A 20,465-nucleotide genomic window follows, 5' to 3' on the forward strand; every position below is an offset into this window, starting at 1 on the left:
AACAATGAGCCAAGAATTTAATATTGCTATTTTAGGTGCTACTGGTGCGGTTGGTGAAACCATTCTTGAAGTACTTAAAGAGCGTAAATTCCCTGTCGGTGAACTGCACTTACTAGCAAGTGAACGTAGTGAAGGCAAAACTTCCCGTTTTAACGGCAAAACAATACAAGTACAAAACGTAGAAGACTTCGATTGGTCTCAAGTACATATTGCGTTTTTCTCTGCTGGTAGCGAGCTTTCTGAGCGTTGGGCTCCAATTGCTGCGGATGAAGGTGTGGTTGTTATCGATAACACATCACGCTTCCGCTACGAATACGATGTTCCTTTGGTTGTGCCAGAAGTAAACCCTGAAGCGATTGCTGAATTCCGTAATCGCAACATCATTGCGAACCCTAACTGTTCTACTATCCAAATGGTTGTAGCACTAAAACCAATTCACGATGAAGTGGGCCTTGAGCGTATTAACGTTTCAACTTACCAATCAGTGTCTGGTGCAGGTAAGCCAGGTATCGATGAGCTAGCGGGTCAAACGGCTAAGCTTCTTAACGGCATGCCAGCTGAAAACTCAGCGTTCTCACAACAGATCGCTTTCAACTGTATTCCTCAAATCGATGAATTTACAGAGAACGGCTACACGCGTGAAGAGATGAAGATGGTTTGGGAAACTCAAAAAATCTTTGCTGACTCTTCAATCACAGTGAACCCGACTTGTGTTCGCGTACCAGTATTCTACGGTCACGCAGAATCTCTACACATTGAAACTCGCGCACCAATCGCTGCAGAGCAAGTGGTACAGCTTCTAGAGAACACAGAAGGTGTTGAAGTATTCCAAGCGCTAGACTTCCCAACTCAAGTTCGTGATGCAGGTGGTAAAGACCACGTAATGGTTGGTCGTATTCGTAACGACATCAGCCATCACAGCGGCGTGAACATGTGGGTTGTCGCTGATAACGTTCGTAAAGGCGCAGCAACAAACGCAGTTCAAATCGCTGAAGTTCTGATTCGCGATTACTTCTAAGCTTTATTGCTTTGATAAACAAGCCTCACTCTTTAGTGGGGCTTTTTTAATCGATTAAAAATATTGTTAGTCAAATTGTGTGAAATTGCTGCGAATATTGTTGCTGCAACACATTTTTTGTTTTCATCCCTATAGTTTTACGTCATTTATCCGATATATTTAATAGATCATCACTTTTCCGAATTTAAGCACCTAGCTGAGCCTTTTATGTTTCAAATTTTCAAGCCGTGGTTAATGCCTTTTGCCTTTATCATTGCGACTCAGATTTCCGTTGTTCGTGCAGATTCCATTCGAGTTGTAGGGCCTAATGGCCAGATACAATCAGCGCCTACGTTTTCAGAACCACTTCAAAGAGCGCAATCGAATAGCGCTGAGCCTTCACGTTTCTATGGTCCAACTCGCGGCTCAGAAACATTGTGGTCTATTGCTTCAAAGTTACGCCCTGATAACTCCGTGTCAGTCCAACAAACTCTGTTGGCTATTTATCGCTTAAACCCACAAGCGTTTGAAAACCAGAATATCCATAGCCTGCTGCCTGCCAGTAATTTACGAGTGCCTTCTTTAGAGCAAGCACGTGCAAGCTCGACGCAGCAAGCTATCAACATCATGAACTCACATCTTGCTAAGCTTGATGCTCCTGCAAGTAAGCCTGTCGCTTCAAAACCCAAAGCGTCGAGTTCTGATGCAAAAAATGTTGCTCCTGTTAAACAAGTAAGCACTGCTGAAGTCGCTAAAAAGCCATTGTCTCCAACTCAATCATCTCTAGCTCAATCCGCTCCAACTCAAGAGATGAACAAGTTAGAGAAGCAGCTAGAGCTTTCAGAAACTGAATTACTGTCACTTGAAGAGAAAAACCACCAACTTCGTTTGATGTTATCGAATGTTCAATCGGAAGTGGATGAGCTAAAAACTGAGCTCAGCGATGAAGACCGCATTCGTAGCGAAGTGGAAAAACTGCTTGATGAAGAGCGCAGAAAGAACGCCGAAATTGAAAAAATGGCACCAAGTGCCATGGACGAACTGTTATCGAATGGTTGGTTAGTAGCGGCTCTGGCAATTATTCCAGGCCTGCTAATTGGTTTGATCGTTGTGATGCTGTTAGGCCGTCGTTCTAAAAATGATGAGCAACAGCAAACTGCTCAAGAGCAACCGATTCAGCCAGAACCAAGCACCGTTGCGCCTATTACATTGGGCGACGAGATGGATGACCTTAACGAGCTGTCTTTAGACGATGACTTGTTTGGTACGGAAGATGACGCCAACAAGTTGTTTGACGATCAAGCGCTAGCTGAGGAAGACGATGTCTTTGCCGGCTTAGATGAATCTGATCTCGATTTTAATCTAGATGGTGAAGACGATGACCCGTTCGCCAGCATTGGCGAAAACGGTGATTTAGACACCAACTTCGACGATCTAGATTTAGACAGCAGCAACGGCATTAGTGTTAATGGTGAAGAGAAAGCGCTTGGCCTTGAAGAGATGGAGCGTGCGCTAGACAAAACAGCGGAAAGTGCCGTCGATACTGATGATGTCGACTTCGACCTTTCTGATGATAACGCAATGTCTGCGGATGACATTGAAGCTTTACTATCTCAAGAGTCTGAAACTGAAGATCTCGGTTCCAACGAGCTAGACCAATCTTTATTAGATGATCTGTTTGCTCTTGATGACGAAGATGATGATAGCTTCGATATTGATGCTCTGATTTCGGAAGAGCAAAGTGATTCGCCTTCTAGCACTGAAACACCAGCAAGCGATGATTTTGACATCGATGCGCTTATCTCTGAGCAACAAAGTGAGACCAAGCCTGCTGATTTGAGTAATGACGACTTTGATATTGATGCTCTAATCTCTGAACAACAGTCCCCTGAGCCTGAGCCTGCGTCACCAACAGCGAATGATGATATTGATGACATCTTTGCCCAAGTTGCCGCTCAGAACGATCAAGCGAATGACCCTTTCAACCTCGATAGCGACGATGAGATTGCCACTAACCTAAACAATGGTTTGGCGTCTGACGATGATATCGAAAACATTCTGTCTCAGTTCGATAAGCCAATCGTAGATGAAGAACCTCAAGACAGCGTTGACCTGCTTGATGAGCAACTGGCAGGCGATGACGTAGACCTAAGTAACTCGACAGACCTTCTTGATGAGATGCTAGGGGACGATTCGGATGATGAGTCTGAAAGCGAATCTCTTGGCTTTGATTCTCTGTCTGAGCTTGAAGAGCTTTCTGGTTTATCGACCGATGATGACCTCAACATCGCAGAAGACAGCACGGAAACCTTGGATGAATTAATAGGTGACTCTGACGACGATGATTTCGAACTCGACGCCGAAAGTACCGACTTATTGGATGATTTCCTTGATGGTGAATTGTCAGATGATGAGCTTTCAGCGGATGCATCAAAATCAGAATCTCTAGACCCATTTGATGACTTACTGACAAGTGGCATTGAAGACGAACTTGAATCTGAAGATAAGGCGTTTGATAAAGAGCTAGACGCAGCCTTTGGTTTGGACAACGCCAATGAGGAGCCTGAAAAGGACTCAGACGTTGAGCTTACTCCGTTAACCTCTGAAACATCTGAAGGTGAGCCTGAGCAAGCATCGGACATTAGTGAAACACCACAACCTGAAGTCGTTACTGATGAATCGTTAGATTCGGAACTGATTCAAGACAGCGCTGACGTTAAGCCAGAGAATGATGAAGCCTTTAATCGTGATGGCTTTATCGATGATTTGTTCGGTGTCGCACCGGCAACGGATGCTTTGCTTGATGACTCTCTAGAAACAACAGACGAGGCGTTGATTGATGAGTTAATGACTTCTGATGACAATGATTTGTTGCCAGCAATAGAAGAGCCTGTTGAACCATCAATTGACAATACGGTTGAACCAGAGCAAGCGTCTCTTTTAGACAGCGACGAAGTATCAGCGCAAGAAACCGCATCATCGGTCGAAGATGATGAACTGGATATCGACTCGCTGTTATCTGAGAATTCTGATTTTGACAAACCAGATTTTGAAGAGCGAGTTAAAGAAGAAACCGCACAACAACAACCAGAGCCGAAAGAAGCCGACGTACAAGAGCAAGCTTCGCCATCGTCTTTGAACGATATCTCTGAAGATGAAGAAGAAACGGTTGAAGACTGGTTAGCTGAAGCCATCGACGATGTAGAGTCGCCAGCGAACATTGACTCTGATTTTGACTTTGAGCCTAAAATTCAAGGTAGCGACGAATTTGAAGATGTCGTTGAATCCTTGCCAGAGCCAGAGCCAGAGCCAGAGCCAGAGCCAGAGCCAGAGCCAGAGCCAGAGCCAGTTCGAGCTGCAAATATGCCAGAGATCATTCCAAATGAATTCGGTGTACCACAAGACGACGATTGGCTGATTGAAGACGAGGCGTCTGAACCAGAAGTATTAGCGGAAACTGACGTAACACCAGAGCTAGTGACACCAGTCGCTGAACCTCAGTTAGATGCTGAACCGCAAGTTGAAGCTACACCACAAGCGGAAGTAGCAGAACAAGCTGAAGTTCTAGGACAAGAAGGCGAAGAAGAATTCTCGTTTGATGACTTTGAACTACCAGAGTTTGGTGAAGAAGATGCACTAGCGGAAGCTGAAGCAGCTGCACCACAAGCAGAAATAGCAGAACAAGAAAGCGCAGAAGAATTCTCGTTTGATGACTTTGAACTACCAGAGTTTGGTGAAGAAGACACACTAGCGGAAGCTGATGCTGAATCAACAGCAGAACCAGTAACGCCAGCTATTGATGCTCAACCAAGTGTTGAACCTCAAACTGAAGCCCAAGTTATAGCTCAGGCGCGAGACGACGAAGAGTTTTCGTTTGATGATTTCGACTTACCAGAGTTTAGTGAAGAAGACGCACTAGCGGAAGCTGATGCTGAATCAACACCAGAGCCAGCAACGCCTGCTATAGACTCTCAATCAAGTGTTGAATCGCAACCAACCGCTGAGCCTCAGCTAGATACTGCACCACAGGCTGAAACTGCGCAACCAGAAAGCGAAGAAGAGTTCTCATTCGATGACTTCGAACTTCCAGAGTTTGGTGAAGAAGACGCGTTAGCAGAAGTGGTGAGTGAGCCTGATGAAGCGCAGTTAGAGCAAGACTTAGCGCCTGACACCGAGAAGTTCGAGTTCGATGATCTTGATCTTCCTGAGTACGATGAAGAAAGCGCAAAAGCGGACTCTGTTTTAGATGATATTGAGCAAAGCAATGCTGAGCCGGTGGCGGAAGACCAAGGCGTAGAGTTCGATGAGCTTGATTTACCTGAATATGGTGAAGATGAAGCCATCTCTGATGCGTTTGCTGAGAAGCCAACACCACTGACTTCTTTCAGCCCACAAGGCGAAGAGCAAGATGCGTTGCATGATCTGTTCTCAAATCCGCAGAGCTACAGTCAGGCTGATGATTTCTCGAATGCTGAAGACTCTGAACCGGCTGGCTTTGCACAGCCAGAACAATCACTGAGCGCGGCTTCAGAGCCAAACTCAACGCCTGCATCGGTTCAAGATGAGCCACTAGAAGGCTTTGATGACTTTGATGAGACAGCATTAGCTGAGTTGCTTTCTGAAGATGTTCAAGACTCTGTCGACAACATGTTCGATAAGCCATTGGACGCAACTTCGATTGATAGCGCAGGGCTAGATATTGACGCAATGCTTGAAGTTGGCGGCGAAGACTGGAAAGGCTTTAACCTAGCGCCAGAGCAACAATCGAGCATGCATAATGATGTGCCTGATGACCAACAAGAGATTTGGGCGTCGGCTGAACAGCAAGCTGAACCGAAGATCAAAGAAGAGAATTGGGCTCAACAAGACAACCTAACCGAATCAGGCAACAGTCGTGATAAGCAGTACATGACGATTGATGAACTGATGGCTCAAGTCGAGCAAGAAGGTGAAGAAGTCATTAATCCAGACGATGAAGAGCTTAAACTGGATGTTGGTTTAAACGAATTCCCTGATGTTATCGGTGATATTGGCAATTATGATGTCGACAGCAATGCAGAAGCTGCGGGTAAGCTTGATTTGGCCAAAATCTACATCGAGATGAGTGACTCGCAAGGGGCAATTAAGCTTCTAGAAGAGGCAATCGTTGATGGCAGCGATGATATTCGTCGAGAGGCAAAAAATCTTATCGATACGTTAAACGGTCGATAAATTGACAAATCAGAAGGGTAGCGTTGGCTACCCTTTATTTTAAGGCGATGCAGAGCACTATTGTTTGATTTGGTTTTTAAGAAGCATCGTCTCGGTCGATGCTGATTGTTTATTTAAGTTTTAGCTCCATCCTGTTTGGGCTAGCACTGATTTCCGTATATACTTCTCGCCCATTTTCAAAGAGAACAAGAACATGAAAATTGCTTTAGGTATTGAATATAACGGTACCCACTACTTTGGTTGGCAGCGCCAACGAGACGTGAAAAGTGTCCAAGAAGAATTGGAAAAGGCTCTTTCAGTTGTCGCGAATCACCCTGTAGAAGTTATGTGCGCAGGTCGTACAGATGCCGGTGTTCACGGTACGGGACAAGTCGTTCACTTTGAAACTAATGTCGATCGTAAAATGGTGGCATGGACAATGGGCGCGAATGCCAACATGCCAAAAGACATTGCGGTTCGTTGGGCGACAGAAGTGAATGAGGATTTCCATGCTCGTTTCTCGGCAACAGCTCGCCGTTATCGCTACATTATCTTTAACCATGCACTACGCCCAGGCATTTTGAATTCAGGCGTGAGCCATTATCATGGTCACCTTGATGAGAAAAAAATGCATGAAGCGGGTCAGTACTTACTTGGTGAGAATGACTTCACTTCGTTCAGGGCAACACACTGTCAATCTCGTAGCCCATGGAGAAACATGATTCACTTGAACGTGACTCGCCATGGACACTACATTGTGATCGATATTAAAGCGAATGCGTTTGTTCACCACATGGTGAGGAATATTACTGGTAGCCTTATTGCCGTAGGTAAAGGTGAGCAGAAACCAGAGTGGATCCAGTGGCTTTTAGAAGCTAAAGATCGAAAAGTAGCCGGCGCGACGGCAAAAGCGGAAGGTTTGTATCTGGTGGATGTTGATTATCCTGAACATTTTGAGCTACCACGAGAGCCAATTGGCCCTCTATTTTTACCGGATAATTTGAACTAAATGTGAGACTTAGGTTCAAAAATTATTACGGTTTAGTGCGTAAGATAGTCCCAGAAAATAGGTACAACCAGTTTTTTATCTACAGTCGCTGTTTTATGTGCTTTAATTCCCACGCATAATTCCCAAATTTATTTCTTTCGCAATCAAGCGGAAGAATCGAAACAAAAAGGTCTTCCATGAGTTGGCTTGAAAAGATTCTAGAAAAAAGCAACATCGTAACATCTCGTAAAGCGTCTATCCCTGAGGGTGTTTGGACTAAATGTACTTCTTGTGAGCAGGTTCTGTACCATGCTGAACTAGAGCGTAACTTAGAAGTATGTCCAAAATGTGACCATCACATGCGCATGAAAGCACGTCGCCGTCTGGATACATTCCTAGACAAAGGTGAGCGTGTTGAACTAGGTGCTGATCTTGAGCCACAAGACAAGCTGAAGTTTAAAGACTCCAAGCGTTACAAAGAACGTATCTCTGCTGCTCAAAAGAACAGTGGTGAAACAGACGCATTAGTTGCAATGAAAGGCGAACTACTGGGTTTACCTATCGTAGCGTGTGCTTTTGAATTCTCATTCATGGGCGGCTCAATGGGTTCTGTTGTTGGTGCTCGTTTCGTGAAAGCGGTAGATGCTGCTATCGAGAACAACTGTGGTTTAGTGTGTTTCTCTGCAAGTGGTGGTGCTCGTATGCAAGAGGCATTGATGTCTCTAATGCAAATGGCGAAAACCAGTGCTGCGCTTGAGCGTTTATCTGCGAAAGGCCTACCGTTTGTTTCAGTCATGACTGATCCAACAATGGGTGGTGTTTCTGCAAGTTTGGCAATGCTTGGCGATATCAACATTGGTGAGCCAAAAGCACTGATCGGTTTTGCTGGACGTCGTGTAATCGAACAAACGGTACGTGAAGACCTTCCTGAAGGTTTCCAACGCAGTGAGTTCCTACTAGACCACGGTGCTATCGACATGATCGTTGACCGTCGTGAGATGCGTCAGCGCGTTGCAAGCCTTGTTGCTAAAATGACCAACCAGCCTTCACCATTAGTAGTTTCTGTGAACGATTCACCGAATGAAGCTACTTATGAAGTACCAGAAGCGCCAGAAAAAGGGTAAAGTACCTTCTAACAAACCAACTTTATTATGGTTATGAGTTAGATGAGTCAACAACCTATTCCTCAAGCCACATCCTCTTTGGAGATGTGGCTTGATTATTTATCAAACATCCACACAAGCGCTATTGATCTTGGATTAGACCGAGTTCAGGCCGTCGCCTCTAAGGCAAACCTCACCAAACCTGCTCAACATGTTATTACTGTTGCCGGAACCAATGGCAAAGGCTCAACATGTGCACTGATGGAAGCGATTCTATTGGACGCTGGTTATTCAGTTGGTGTCTACAGCTCTCCTCACTTAATTCGCTATAACGAACGTGTTCGTATCAACGGCCAAGATCTATCTGATGAAAAGATGGTTCAGTCTTTCGATTTCATTGAGAAAGAGCGTGGCGAAATCAGCCTGAGCTTTTTCGAATATGGCACTTTAGCGGCGTTACGCGCATTTCAAACTGAAGCGGTTGATGTTGTGCTTTTAGAAGTGGGTTTAGGCGGGCGTTTAGACGCGACCAATATCGTTGAGCATGATGTTTCTGTGATTACTAGTTTGGCTGTCGACCATGTTGACTGGCTAGGTGATGACATCAATGTGATTGGCTTTGAGAAAGCGGGCATTTATCGCAGCGGTAAACCAGCTATCTGTGGTCAACCCAAGCCACCGGCTACGGTTGCGGCGCACGCTGATGACATTAAGGCTGAGTTCTACCAAGTCGGTATTCAATACACTTATGATGTTGACGGTGATACGTGGAACTGGCGCAGTGGTGCATTCCAACTAGAATCGCTACCTATTCCAAGCCTGCCGTTACCTAACGCGGCAACAGCGTTGATGGCATTGGGCACATCAGAGCTTAGTATTAGTGACGTGAACGTGGTTAACGGCATGAAGAATGCGCAGCTTCCAGGGCGTATGCAGCAAATTAGCGAACAACCCGTGATTGTGCTTGATGTGGCGCACAACCCGCATTCTGCTGAATACTTTGCGCAGCAAGTTACGAAGAAGTATGCAGGTAAAAATTTACACGTTGTAGTCGCCATGCTTCATGACAAAGATATTCCAGCAACATTGGAAGTATTAGCACCAATCGCAACTCATTGGTACCCAGCTTCATTGCAAGGGCCACGCGCAGCGACAGCTTCTGAATTGTGTCAAAGCCTACCTGAAGGCGTAGAGCAGCATTCAAACCCTGTCACAGCGTTTGAAGCGGCTTTAGCTTCTGTTAAAGGTGACGATGTTGTGTTGGTTGTCGGTTCTTTCCATACCGTGGGTGAAGTGTTGGAGCATTGGCAGAAAAAAGGAAACTAAATGGCAAGTAAATTCCAAAGCCGATTAGTCGGCACCATCATTTTAGTGGCCATTGGCGTGATCGTATTGCCCGATGTGCTAGATGGTAAGAAGCTCCACTATAAAGAAGAGTTTGCAAGCATTCCTATTAAGCCTGAGCTTGATAGTAATGTTGAAGTGTTTGAAGTACTCGATCCCGTTGAAGATCAGATAGCGCTACCGGATTCTCCTGTTGAGCAAGTGGTTGAAAGTGGTCGTACTGACAATTCAAACACGCAAACCGCGTCTTCTTCCAATAATAAAGAAGCAGACAAAGTGGCAGTCGTGGTTAAGCCAGTACCGGAAAAAAATGAATACCAAGACAGTGCTTGGATTATTCAATTGATGGCTTTGAAGAATGCTGACAACGCAAAAAACGTTGTTAAGGATCTGCAAAAGCGCGGTTATCAGGCTCACACCAAGCAAGAAAAAACTTTTACGCGAGTAATTATTGGCCCGGATGTCTCTAAATCCAAACTTGAGCGACAAATTAAGGAATTAGAAAAAATTACGGGTTCAAAAGGCCAATTGCTCAAATTTAAACCGTTAAATCCATAAGAAAACGTTTGCGTCAGCATTTTTTCTGTTAAAATGCGCGCCAACTTAAGATGAAGAATTCATGAATTGGTTAGATTTTGTCATTTTAGGCGTGATCGGCTTCTCTGCCGTGATCAGTTTAGTTCGTGGTTTCGCTAAAGAAGCCTTGTCACTCGTAATTTGGTTTGGAGCATTTTTTATTGCTAGCCAGTACTACGCTAAATTAGCGATGTACTTCACCAATATCGAAGATGAGATGTTTCGAAACGGAACTGCGATAGCAGCATTGTTTGTTGCAACGTTAGTTGTGGGTGCCTTAGTTAACTATGTCATCGGTCAGCTAGTTCAGAAAACAGGCCTGTCAGGTACAGACAGAATCCTCGGTGTCGTCTTTGGTGGCTTACGTGGTGTTTTGATTGTTTCTGCAGTGTTGTTTTTCATGGATGCGTTTACTGCATTCCCAAGTTCTGAGTGGTGGAAGAATTCGCAATTGGTTCCGGAATTTAGTCGAATCATTGCGCCGTTCTTCGAGCATTTACAAGCAACATCTAGTTTCTTATCTGGCGCGCTCTAGCGCCAGTTAATGTCGAAAAATCGAGGATTAGGACATGTGTGGTATTGTTGGAATCGTGGGTTCAACACCTGTAAACCAGTCTATTTATGACGCTTTAACGGTATTGCAGCATCGTGGCCAAGATGCCGCTGGTATTTGTACCATAGAAAGCAATCGTTTCCGTCTGCGTAAGGCGAACGGTTTAGTAAAAGATGTTTTTGAAGCAAAACACATGCAGCGCCTACAAGGTGAAGTTGGTATTGGCCATGTTCGTTATCCTACAGCGGGTAGTTCAAGTGCGTCTGAAGCTCAGCCTTTCTACGTAAACTCTCCTTTTGGCATTACGTTGGCACACAACGGTAACTTGACGAACGCAAACGAAGTTCGTGAAAAGTTGTTCGAAAAAGACCGTCGTCATGTAAACACAACCTCTGACTCTGAAGTTCTACTGAACGTGTTAGCTCATGAGATCGATACCGTTAAAGGTAACGTAACTTCAGATGACGTTTTCCGCGCTGTGGCAAATGTGCACCGCACAATTCGTGGTGCTTACGCCGTAACTGCGATGATCATCGGCCACGGTATGATCGCATTCCGTGACCCACACGGTATTCGTCCACTGTGCCTTGGTAAGCGTGAAGTTCAAGGTAAAACAGAGTACATGGTAGCATCTGAATCGGTAGCACTGGATGCTGTTGGTTTTGACTTCATGCGCGACGTAGCACCAGGTGAAGCTATCTACGCAACGTTCGACGGTGAGCTTTTCACTAAGCAATGCGCAGACAACCCACAACTAAACCCATGTATCTTTGAGTTTGTATACTTTGCACGCCCAGATTCATTCATCGACAAAATTTCGGTTTACAGCGCACGCGTTGAGATGGGTGAGATGCTTGGTAAGCGTATTAAAGAAGAGTATGCAGACTTAGATATTGATGTGGTTATCCCAATCCCTGAAACATCGAATGATATTGCGCTACGAATTGCTCAAGCGATCAATAAGCCATACCGTCAAGGTTTCGTGAAAAACCGCTATGTTGGCCGCACGTTCATTATGCCTGGTCAGCAACAACGTAAGAAGTCGGTTCGCCGTAAGCTCAACGCAATCCGCTCTGAGTTTAAAGGTAAGAACGTTCTTCTGGTTGACGATTCTATCGTTCGTGGTACAACATCAGAGCAAATCATTGAGATGGCTCGTGATTCTGGCGCAAACAAGGTCTTCATGGTATCAGCAGCTCCAGAGGTTCGCTTCCCTAACGTTTACGGCATTGATATGCCGAGCGCGACAGAGCTGATTGCTCATGGTCGTGATAACGAAACGATTTGTAAGCAGATTGGCGCAGATGCTCTGATTTTCCAAACACTACCAGATTTGATTTCTGCAGTAGGCATGGGCAATCAAGACATCGCACGCTTCGATACATCAGTATTCAACGGTGAGTATGTAACGGGCGATATCGACCAAGCGTATCTAGATTTCCTAGACTCTTTGCGTAATGACGACTCAAAGGTTCAGCGCGAGATTCAACAAGATCTTGCTAACTTAGAGTTACACAACGAAGGCGCTTAATTAGCGTTTCGTTAGCAATGATTCGTTAGTGCTAGCGATACAGAAAATAAAAAACCAGAGCATGGCTCTGGTTTTTTTGTTTGTGGAGAAGGGGATTGACCTTAATGAATGTGGTATGCGATCACAAAATCAATAAACAATCTAACTTTCTCTGGTAGATGGTCTTTGTGGTTATAAAGCATGTAAATATCACGAGGGTTAGCGCTCCAGTCTTCTAAGACTTGCACTAAGCTGCCATCTTCAATGTATTCACGAATCATCACGTCAGGCATTAGGGTGATACCTAGGCCTTCAGAGCACGCTTGCCTCACCACATTAAGCGCATTGGCGTTGAAACGGCCTTTTTCGCTATTTACCACCGTCTCTTCATTCGAATTACTCAGTTGCCACTTAATCAGCGGGTAGCCTTTGAGTAGCGAATGGTTCGCAAGTTCTTCAGCATGGCTTGGAGCTGGGTTCTTTGCTAAGTATTCAGGGCTCGCGATAAGAATATCTTTGACTTCACTGATTTTTCGGGCAATTAGGCTTGAATCACGCTGTGGGCCAACACGGAAAATCACGTCCCATTCAGTTGGATCCAACTGATCCGCTTGGTTGTTCATCATCAGCTCAATATTGATATCAGGGTATTGAGTCATGAAATCGCTGAACATTGGCATCATCATGCGCTTAGTCAGGTTGGAGGGGGCCGTAATACGAATCTTACCGGAAGCTCCTTTGCACACGTCAGTCAGCTCTTCTGCAGTAGAAGAGAGACGTTGCAATAGTGGAGAGCATTCATTAAAGAAACGTTCGCCGGCCTCTGTTAAAGAAAGTTTACGCGCGTGTCTATTGAGAAGCCTAAGATTCAAAGAATCTTCTAAGGCTTGGATGCGTCGTGTGATGGTCGCAACCGGAATCATAGTCTTGCGCGATGTTGCGGTGTAGCTCCCATTTTCAACGACGAGTCGAAAGAGGTTTAAATCATCTAATTTCATAAATCCAGACACATTTGTTTACAATCTCATCTAATTTATACGTAACAGTGAGATCAATGTTTGCGTTACGTCAACTCGTTGCACTATTTACAAGTATTCCAACCCTCGTCACGAATTACCAGTAAAGAGTGCAAATTTGTGTATTTAGCATTTTATTACTAAGTTTTATATTAGTTCTTAGAACAGATAACAATAATAATTCGACTTAGTTTTGTGAGGTTATAGATTATGTACAAAACTCACAGTCAGCCAGTAATGACCTCGGCTCAGGAAGTAATTAACCAGAAATGCGTGATGTTGGTTGATGATGATCCTATTTTTCGCCGTATAACCAGCGCGTACCTAGACAAGGTCGGTTATAAAGTGGTTGAGGCTGAAAATGGACTGGACGCTCTGCAAAAGCTTAGAGACTCAGCGCCAGATTTAATTGTGTGTGACTTATCAATGCCGATACTTGATGGCATCGAGCTTGTGGAAGAGCTCAGTTTAGAGTACCCGTCACTGCCTATGATCGTGGTGTCTGGCACTGATGATATGTCTGATGTGGCGAAAGCATTACGATTTGGCATTAAAGACTTTCTAGCGAAACCGTTAGAGGATCACGGTCACCTAGGAAGTGCGATTGCGAATACATTGACAGATTCATTCGACAACATTTCAGACCAACGAGATTTTTCGAGCCAATGGTTCTGTGTGGATGACGGGGGAGAGATCCCTGAAGACCAAGAACTGCATTGGCATCTGAATTACCTTCAAGAAAATCCAAGCGCAGCAAAAGACTTACTGCATGCGCTGCTTCCAGAGAAAGATACGCAACAAGGCTCATGGCGTTGCAGTTACCGTTTACTGCAGTCAACAGAGATGATGCCACTTGTGTTTGATTATGCGTGGATGATGAACGGGCAGTTTGCTTTTTACCTCGTCGATTCATCGTCTTCTGATAATGGTGGCTCCGCGACAACACTGTTGGTGAGAGCGCTGTTCCACGATTACATAAGAAACAGAAAAGATTTTAATGTTGATCTCAAAGATATTGCTGAGATCTTAGAGAAGGGGATTCGTTGCTCTAAATGTTCAACCCCAGTGAATGCACTGTTTGGTGTTGCTGATCTCGCAGAGGGAACCATTTCTATTTTACCTGCGGGTTTAGATGGGCAATGGTCAAATGGTGAATTGAATCAACATATTGCAGCAGGTGAGCGCTTGGGCGAGAACTGTAAGAAGAACTTTATTACAAGGGATCTACCGATCGAACAGGGCTGCCAACTTTCGTTGAGTCTACTTGGATCGGCAAGTTTTAGTTTAGACATACACCAAGGGTCTACTGATTAACCCTATATTTCCTCGGTTTTTGTGAATAATTGATTAAGGTATAGTTGCGCAAATGGTGTGGCTATGCCTTTTTTGTTAAATGTCGATTTAGCAAAGCGGGTTTGGTTCGCCGGATACTCACCTTTACTAACAAAAACAAGAAGCAATCATGGCAGATAACAAAGACTTTCAAGACCCGTTTAATGTATTCTACTTTTTAGGGTTTTTAGCCGCATTTTTAATGATCCCATTGCTACCAGCAACGCTTACGTTGATCCGTGTATTCAATGGTTACGCAACATTCTAGTTAAGCTGTCGTCGCTGATTAACGATAGCTAACTCAAGGAGGCCACAATCAGCGTTCGAGTTTTAAGCCTCAATATTGCTGGTGGCCTTTGTATATTTCTCGCAGTTCTAGGGATAGTTTTGCCCGTTCTGCCAACCACTCCTTTTCTCCTTCTTGCCAGCGCATGCTTCATGCGAAGCAATCCGAAAGTTCACAAGTGGATGCACGAGCATAAAACGCTGGGTCCTCTGTTGAACAATTGGCATCAATACGGTGCGGTCACCAAACAAGTTAAAACGCGCGGCGTACTCTTTATCTTGTTGAGTTTTGCGTTATCCATCTACTTTGCCCCTATCATTTGGGTCAAGGTTTTCCTAATTTGCGTACTTGTTATTCTTCTCACATGGTTTATGCGACTTCCAACTCATGAGTTGGTTGCTGACAGCAAAGAAAATCACTACCATTAAGCCAGTGTGCCTGCTTGTATAGCGGGCGTTTATTATTTCAGCAACCAGAGTTATGACTCTCGTTGCAATGAATACCAATCGTACCTTTCCTTAATTCCGAACGTTGATGTTTGATTCGTTAACGAGAGTTTGGAAAGCGGCCTAATGAAGTGCATAAGATTATGAACACAGAAAAAATCTCTCTGATCAAAGCAAGCATCAAAAGCATTCCTGATTACCCTAAAGCGGGTATTTTGTTCCGTGACGTAACAAGCTTGATGGAAGATCCAGTAGCTTACAAAGCGACTATCGACCTGCTAGCGGAAACATACAAGGACATGGGCTTTACTAAGATCGTTGGTACTGAAGCTCGTGGTTTCCTATTTGGTGCGCCTCTTGCACTTGAGCTAGGTGTTGGCTTCATTCCTGTTCGTAAGCCAGGCAAGCTACCTCGTCAAACTGTGGCACAATCTTATGAGCTTGAGTACGGCACTGATACACTAGAAATCCATACCGATGCTATCGTTGAAGGCGATAAAGTGCTTATGGTGGATGATTTACTAGCAACGGGCGGTACGATTGAAGCAACAACAAAGTTGATTCGTCAGCTTGGTGGTGTGGTAGAGCACGCCGCATTTGTTATTAACCTTCCAGAAATCGGTGGTGACAAGCGCTTACAAGGCTTAGGTCTAGAAGTGTTTAGCATCTGCGAATTCGACGGTCACTAATCCTTTTCGGAATTATTCATGAGCTATCTTGCGTTAGCGCGAAAATGGCGACCAACCAAATTTAAAGAAGTGGTTGGTCAAGCCCATGTTTTAACAGCATTAGAGAATGCCCTTAGCCAGAATAGATTGCACCATGCATACCTGTTCAGTGGTACACGAGGTGTTGGTAAAACAACCATCGGCCGTTTGTTTGCTAAGGGACTCAACTGTGAAACAGGCATTACCTCAACTCCTTGTGGTGAATGTGCAACCTGTAAAGAGATCGATGAAGGTCGCTTTGTTGACCTACTTGAGATTGATGCGGCCTCACGTACCAAGGTAGAAGATACCCGCGAGCTTCTGGACAATGTTCAGTACAAGCCTGCACGTGGTCGCTTCAAAGTTTACCTAATCGATGAAGTACACATGCTTTCTAGGCATAGCTTTAACGCGCTTCTAAAGACCTTAGAAGAGCCACCTGAGTATGTGAAATTCTTGCTCGCAACAACGGATCCACAGAAGCTTCCAGTGACTATCTTGTCGCGTTGTTTGCAGTTCCACCTTAAGCCGATCAGCGTTGATAATATTCATGAGCAGCTCGATCATATTCTTGAACAAGAAAATGTGACGTCTGAATCTCGTGCACTTGGCATGATTGCTCATGCTGCTGATGGCAGTATGCGTGATGCGCTAAGTCTTACTGACCAAGCTATCGCATTAGGTAATGGCAATGTCGTGACTGATACGGTTGCGCACATGCTTGGCACATTGGATACAGATCAAGCTATCCATTTACTTGAAGCGATTAGCAGTAAGCAGCCGCAACAAGCAATGGCGTGTATTCAAAGTCTTGCTGAGAATGGCGTAGAGTGGGATGGTTTGTTGAATCAGCTTGCGGCCCAACTGCATCGTCTTGCGATGTTCCAAGCTTTGCCATCTACATTAGATAAGGCACAGCCTGACGCAGAGAAGCTTGAACTACTGAGCAAAGCGCTTAGCCCACAAGATATTCAACTCTACTACCAGATCGTGTTGAAAGGTCGTGAAGACTTACCATTGTCGCCAACCGCTCGCGTTGGTATTGAGATGGTGGTTCTGCGTATGTTGGCATTTAGACCTGCTGAACAAGCGGTTGCAACGGCAATCTCGACTCAGTCGACAAGCCCAGCGCCAGCAGATCAAGCTCAGAGCGTTGCTCAGTCAGTGAGTCAACCTGCGCCAATGGCAGCTCCGAGACAGCCTCAGATGCAACAACAGGCGCCTCAACAGCAAGCTATGCAGCAGCAACCCGTGCAACAGGCTCCGCAGCAGAATCCAGCACAGTATTCAGATTCGCAAGGTTACGCTGATCACGCAGGCAACCAAGGTTATCCAGAACAGGATTACCCGCATAGCCAGTATGATGCACCACCTGCTTATGATGACCGTCCAAGCTACGGTGCAGAGCAGCCTCAGCAGCAACAAACGAATTATCAGAGCCAGAGTCCGGTTCAACAGCCAAGCGCTGCACCGTCTGCTCCTCCTGTTTCGCAAGAGCAGCCAGCGCGTGCAACTTCGCCTGTGAGTGGTTTACGCCACCAATTACGTTCTCAACGCAGAGGCAGCGCGACAACAGAAAACAAAGGCTCAGCGCCAAAAAAGGCTAAAGCGACACCAGCTAAAACTTCAGTTCTTGATCGAGTTGCTCAGCAACACGGTGGTTCTGAGCGGGTGTCGCCAGCTTCTTTATCAGCCTCTTCGACAGAAAATGTGACCAATGATAATGAACCTTATCGCTGGAAGCCGTCTAAACCTGTAGTGAAAGAGGTGAGCAAAGAGCTTACACCTACTCAGATCAAGCGCGCGTTAGAGCATATTAAGACACCAGAAATGGTCGATAAATTGCTTCAAGAGTCGATTGCTCAAGATGAATGGTCCGCCACGATTCAAAAGCTAGAGACAGCCAAGCTTGTTGAACAGTTAGCATTAAACTCAGTGTTTGCTAAAAACGACACATCAATCACTTTAACGTTAAGAGCGAGCCAAGCTCACTTGAATACGGATCGAGCGCAGAGCGAGCTATTGCAGTCTCTCAATACTGTGCTTGGAGAAGAGTGCCATTTGAGTGTTGAAATCGGTGATGGTGGAGAAACGCCGCTAGAACTGCGAGAAAGATTGTATCAAGGTAAGTTGAAAGACGCGTTTACCGCTCTAGAAAACGATGCCAACGTACAGTTCATTGAAAGACGTTTTGCCGCTGAACTCGATAGAGACAGCGTTCGTCCTATCTAGAGCGTTTTCTCGTTTAGTGACCGGCGTATCATCCCAGATAAGCAAATCTGAGAACTGAACATCGAGGGGTTGAATCATACTGTTTTAACCCCCATTTAAGCACGTATAGCTTAATTAATTTTAATAAACCAATTAGACCAGAGAGTATTAACATGTTTGGTAAAGGCGGTATGGGCAACATGATGAAGCAAGCCCAGCAAATGCAAGAGCGCATGCAAAAGCTTCAAGAAGAAATCGCAAATATGGAAGTTACAGGTGAGTCAGGTGCTGGCCTTGTAAAAGTAACGATCACTGGTAGCCACAGCGTTCGCCGTGTTGATATCGATGAAAGCCTAATGGAAGACGATAAAGAGATGCTTGAAGATCTTATCGCTGCTGCTTTCAACGATGCGGCTCGTCGCGTTGAAGAAACTCAAAAAGAGAAAATGGCTAGCGTAACTGGTGGAATGCAACTTCCACCAGGTATGAAGATGCCTTTCTAAGTAACTTATTCTTAAAGGTTAATTCAAGTGGCGGCTTATGTTGAATAGGTTGTCACTTGGAAATTAGAACGGTTAACTATGCGTACCAGTCACATGCTGGAGCATTTGATGGAGGCCTTACGTTGTCTACCTGGGGTTGGCCCCAAGTCGGCGCAGCGTATGGCCTTTCATTTGTTACAGCGCGATAGAAAAGGCGGCCTACAATTGGCTGAAGCTCTTAGCCAAGCAATGACCGAGATTGGTCACTGTAATGAGTGCCGTACTTTTACTGAAGAAGATACTTGCCACATTTGCACCAATCCTAAACGTCAGGAAAATGGTCAAATCTGTGTAGTAGAGAGCCCTGCAGATATTGCAGCAATAGAAGCGACAGGCCAATATTCAGGCCGTTACTTTGTATTGATGGGGCACCTTTCACCACTTGATGGTATTGGTCCAAGTGACATCGGTCTTGATGTTTTGGACTACCGCCTGCGTCGTGGTGATATCTCTGAAGTAATCCTAGCGACTAACCCAACAGTTGAAGGGGAAGCAACAGCGCATTACATTGCTGAGCTATGTAATGCCCATGAAGTGAACGCTAGCCGTATCGCTCATGGTGTTCCCGTTGGTGGTGAGCTAGAGCTGGTGGATGGCACCACGCTTTCGCACTCCTTACTCGGTCGTCATAAGATCTAAAAAAGCCGCTCATTGAGCGGCTTTTCGTATTTTAGGGGGAATTACTAGCGTAAATTAGAAACGGTAATCTACGCTCAGTGTTAATTCACCGTGGTTTTTTACTGTATACGTATTTTTGTAGTAGCCAGTATCCCACGAACCAGACTCAGATACTGAACTTGACTCAAACATATGACGATATTGAAGATCTGCAGACCAATTCGTGTTGATTTTGTATTGAGCGCCTACCTGAAGGCCATATGTGAAGTCGGTTTCTTTGTATTTATCTTTAGAAGTTTCTCCGTTGTATTTGTCTTCAAAAGTAAGAGTATTTTGTACAACACCCGCAGTAACACCTGCAAATAGCGCAAAATCAGCATTCAGATAGTGTAAGTAATCGTATGATGCTAGGTATTCTGACTGCTTTAGATTCTCGGTATATTTACTATCCTCATCACTATCAGAGTAAAGCTCGTTGTCACCTGTAAAATTTGCAGTCAACGTTACACGATGGTTTGGTGTTAAGTAAGCACCAGTACGTACACTAAAAGCTGCACCTTTTGCTGTATCTGACTCTTTATCAGACCAGCTATCACCCTCTGCACCTCCAGTCCATTTACTCTCAAATTTTGCATGGTGATAACCAACACCCCCACCAACAAAAAACTCAGGGTTAAGGTCAAATGCAGAAACTGAAGTTGAAGCTAATGCCAAAGTGCTTAGCGCTATAATTGTTTTTTTCACTGTATATTCCGATAGTTTTAGTTATGTAGACCACTGCGGTCGGACGGAATGATAGTGGTAATCTTTTGTTTTTATTACTGTTTTTCATTTTGTTATTGTAATGACTCATTTCATATGTATTTGGATACTCAAGAGAAATATACAACATTGGGTAAGGTTTATAGGTGTGTTTTAAAGTTTGTGATTTAGAACAATAATTCTATTTCATTAATGTGAAGTTAGAGCTTTGTATCTAATGGCTTTTACTTGTGATCACCAAGCGATTCTGTCGTACCTTAATTACCAAGCGACTTTGTCATTAC

At 44.7% G+C, this 20,465-nt stretch carries 17 protein-coding genes; 15 read left to right on the plus strand and 2 right to left on the minus strand.

The window, feature by feature from the left end; genetic code table 11:
* Positions 1-4 precede the first annotated feature (4 nt).
* From AB6E85_RS15490 to purF, 8 genes are all read left to right on the plus strand, one after another.
* Entirely contained in the window at positions 5-1,018 is a 1,014-nt protein-coding gene (locus AB6E85_RS15490; RefSeq protein WP_372143164.1) for an aspartate-semialdehyde dehydrogenase, read from the plus strand.
* A gap of 207 nt (positions 1,019-1,225) precedes the next feature.
* The gene (locus AB6E85_RS15495) at positions 1,226-6,208 is read left to right on the plus strand and encodes a FimV/HubP family polar landmark protein (protein ID WP_372143165.1); all 4,983 of its coding nucleotides are present in this window, start codon (positions 1,226-1,228) and stop codon (positions 6,206-6,208) included.
* 193 nt (positions 6,209-6,401) lie between these two features.
* Positions 6,402-7,196 carry a tRNA pseudouridine(38-40) synthase TruA gene (gene truA, locus AB6E85_RS15500; protein WP_004734161.1) on the plus strand — a complete coding sequence of 265 codons (795 nt, stop codon included), beginning with the start codon at positions 6,402-6,404 and terminating at the stop codon, positions 7,194-7,196.
* 176 nt (positions 7,197-7,372) lie between these two features.
* Entirely contained in the window at positions 7,373-8,299 is a 927-nt protein-coding gene (gene accD / locus AB6E85_RS15505) for an acetyl-CoA carboxylase, carboxyltransferase subunit beta (RefSeq protein WP_017062348.1), read from the plus strand.
* A 42-nt stretch (positions 8,300-8,341) separates the two neighbouring features.
* Complete coding sequence (folC, locus tag AB6E85_RS15510) at positions 8,342-9,604, plus strand: bifunctional tetrahydrofolate synthase/dihydrofolate synthase (RefSeq protein WP_372143166.1); 1,263 nt, start codon at positions 8,342-8,344, stop codon at positions 9,602-9,604.
* Complete coding sequence (locus tag AB6E85_RS15515; RefSeq protein ID WP_052878957.1) at positions 9,605-10,180, plus strand: SPOR domain-containing protein; 576 nt, start codon at positions 9,605-9,607, stop codon at positions 10,178-10,180.
* A gap of 61 nt (positions 10,181-10,241) precedes the next feature.
* On the plus strand, positions 10,242-10,733 hold the full coding sequence (locus tag AB6E85_RS15520) for a CvpA family protein (protein ID WP_009848678.1): 492 nt from the start codon (positions 10,242-10,244) through the stop codon (positions 10,731-10,733).
* A gap of 34 nt (positions 10,734-10,767) precedes the next feature.
* Positions 10,768-12,282: an amidophosphoribosyltransferase gene (purF, locus tag AB6E85_RS15525; RefSeq protein ID WP_060982247.1), complete on the plus strand. Its 1,515-nt coding sequence runs from the start codon at positions 10,768-10,770 to the stop codon at positions 12,280-12,282.
* A 101-nt stretch (positions 12,283-12,383) separates the two neighbouring features.
* Here the strand turns inward: purF and AB6E85_RS15530 are convergent, their stop codons facing one another.
* Positions 12,384-13,259 (minus strand): LysR family transcriptional regulator, encoded by an 876-nt coding sequence (locus tag AB6E85_RS15530; RefSeq protein ID WP_060982248.1) that lies wholly within the window; start codon positions 13,257-13,259, stop codon positions 12,384-12,386.
* 228 nt (positions 13,260-13,487) lie between these two features.
* On the opposite strand from AB6E85_RS15530, the gene AB6E85_RS15535 reads away from it, so the two are divergent.
* From AB6E85_RS15535 to recR, 7 genes are all read left to right on the plus strand, one after another.
* Positions 13,488-14,591: a response regulator gene (locus AB6E85_RS15535; protein WP_060982249.1), complete on the plus strand. Its 1,104-nt coding sequence runs from the start codon at positions 13,488-13,490 to the stop codon at positions 14,589-14,591.
* Positions 14,592-14,739: 148 nt separating this feature from the next.
* A complete protein-coding gene (locus AB6E85_RS15540) occupies positions 14,740-14,877 on the plus strand; it encodes a hypothetical protein (RefSeq protein WP_017067606.1) in 138 nt (45 codons plus the stop codon).
* 74 nt (positions 14,878-14,951) lie between these two features.
* Positions 14,952-15,323: a YbaN family protein gene (locus AB6E85_RS15545; protein WP_060982250.1), complete on the plus strand. Its 372-nt coding sequence runs from the start codon at positions 14,952-14,954 to the stop codon at positions 15,321-15,323.
* Between the two features lie 161 nt (positions 15,324-15,484).
* The gene (gene apt, locus AB6E85_RS15550) at positions 15,485-16,030 is read left to right on the plus strand and encodes an adenine phosphoribosyltransferase (RefSeq protein WP_017062340.1); all 546 of its coding nucleotides are present in this window, start codon (positions 15,485-15,487) and stop codon (positions 16,028-16,030) included.
* Between the two features lie 18 nt (positions 16,031-16,048).
* Entirely contained in the window at positions 16,049-18,280 is a 2,232-nt protein-coding gene (gene dnaX, locus AB6E85_RS15555) for a DNA polymerase III subunit gamma/tau (protein WP_060982252.1), read from the plus strand.
* Between the two features lie 152 nt (positions 18,281-18,432).
* Positions 18,433-18,762 carry a YbaB/EbfC family nucleoid-associated protein gene (locus AB6E85_RS15560; protein WP_017062338.1) on the plus strand — a complete coding sequence of 110 codons (330 nt, stop codon included), beginning with the start codon at positions 18,433-18,435 and terminating at the stop codon, positions 18,760-18,762.
* Positions 18,763-18,840: 78 nt separating this feature from the next.
* Entirely contained in the window at positions 18,841-19,440 is a 600-nt protein-coding gene (gene recR / locus AB6E85_RS15565) for a recombination mediator RecR (protein WP_019823189.1), read from the plus strand.
* 54 nt (positions 19,441-19,494) lie between these two features.
* Here recR and AB6E85_RS15570 read toward each other — a convergent pair whose 3' ends face one another.
* Positions 19,495-20,163 carry an outer membrane beta-barrel protein gene (locus tag AB6E85_RS15570; protein WP_372143167.1) on the minus strand — a complete coding sequence of 223 codons (669 nt, stop codon included), beginning with the start codon at positions 20,161-20,163 and terminating at the stop codon, positions 19,495-19,497.
* Positions 20,164-20,465 lie beyond the last annotated feature (302 nt).

Source organism: Vibrio sp. 10N.247.311.51, from assembly GCF_041467855.1.
Classification (GTDB): Bacteria; Pseudomonadota; Gammaproteobacteria; order Enterobacterales; family Vibrionaceae; genus Vibrio; species Vibrio coralliirubri.

Coding starts and splice junctions, on each gene's coding strand:
- AB6E85_RS15490 (WP_372143164.1), top strand. CDS start 5: ATGAGCCAAGAATTTAATATTGCTATTTTAGGTGCTACTGGTGCGGTT.
- AB6E85_RS15495 (WP_372143165.1), top strand. CDS start 1,226: ATGTTTCAAATTTTCAAGCCGTGGTTAATGCCTTTTGCCTTTATCATT.
- truA (WP_004734161.1), top strand. CDS start 6,402: ATGAAAATTGCTTTAGGTATTGAATATAACGGTACCCACTACTTTGGT.
- accD (WP_017062348.1), top strand. CDS start 7,373: ATGAGTTGGCTTGAAAAGATTCTAGAAAAAAGCAACATCGTAACATCT.
- folC (WP_372143166.1), top strand. CDS start 8,342: ATGAGTCAACAACCTATTCCTCAAGCCACATCCTCTTTGGAGATGTGG.
- AB6E85_RS15515 (WP_052878957.1), top strand. CDS start 9,605: ATGGCAAGTAAATTCCAAAGCCGATTAGTCGGCACCATCATTTTAGTG.
- AB6E85_RS15520 (WP_009848678.1), top strand. CDS start 10,242: ATGAATTGGTTAGATTTTGTCATTTTAGGCGTGATCGGCTTCTCTGCC.
- purF (WP_060982247.1), top strand. CDS start 10,768: ATGTGTGGTATTGTTGGAATCGTGGGTTCAACACCTGTAAACCAGTCT.
- AB6E85_RS15530 (WP_060982248.1), bottom strand. CDS start 13,259: ATGAAATTAGATGATTTAAACCTCTTTCGACTCGTCGTTGAAAATGGG.
- AB6E85_RS15535 (WP_060982249.1), top strand. CDS start 13,488: ATGTACAAAACTCACAGTCAGCCAGTAATGACCTCGGCTCAGGAAGTA.
- AB6E85_RS15540 (WP_017067606.1), top strand. CDS start 14,740: ATGGCAGATAACAAAGACTTTCAAGACCCGTTTAATGTATTCTACTTT.
- apt (WP_017062340.1), top strand. CDS start 15,485: ATGAACACAGAAAAAATCTCTCTGATCAAAGCAAGCATCAAAAGCATT.
- dnaX (WP_060982252.1), top strand. CDS start 16,049: ATGAGCTATCTTGCGTTAGCGCGAAAATGGCGACCAACCAAATTTAAA.
- AB6E85_RS15560 (WP_017062338.1), top strand. CDS start 18,433: ATGTTTGGTAAAGGCGGTATGGGCAACATGATGAAGCAAGCCCAGCAA.
- recR (WP_019823189.1), top strand. CDS start 18,841: ATGCGTACCAGTCACATGCTGGAGCATTTGATGGAGGCCTTACGTTGT.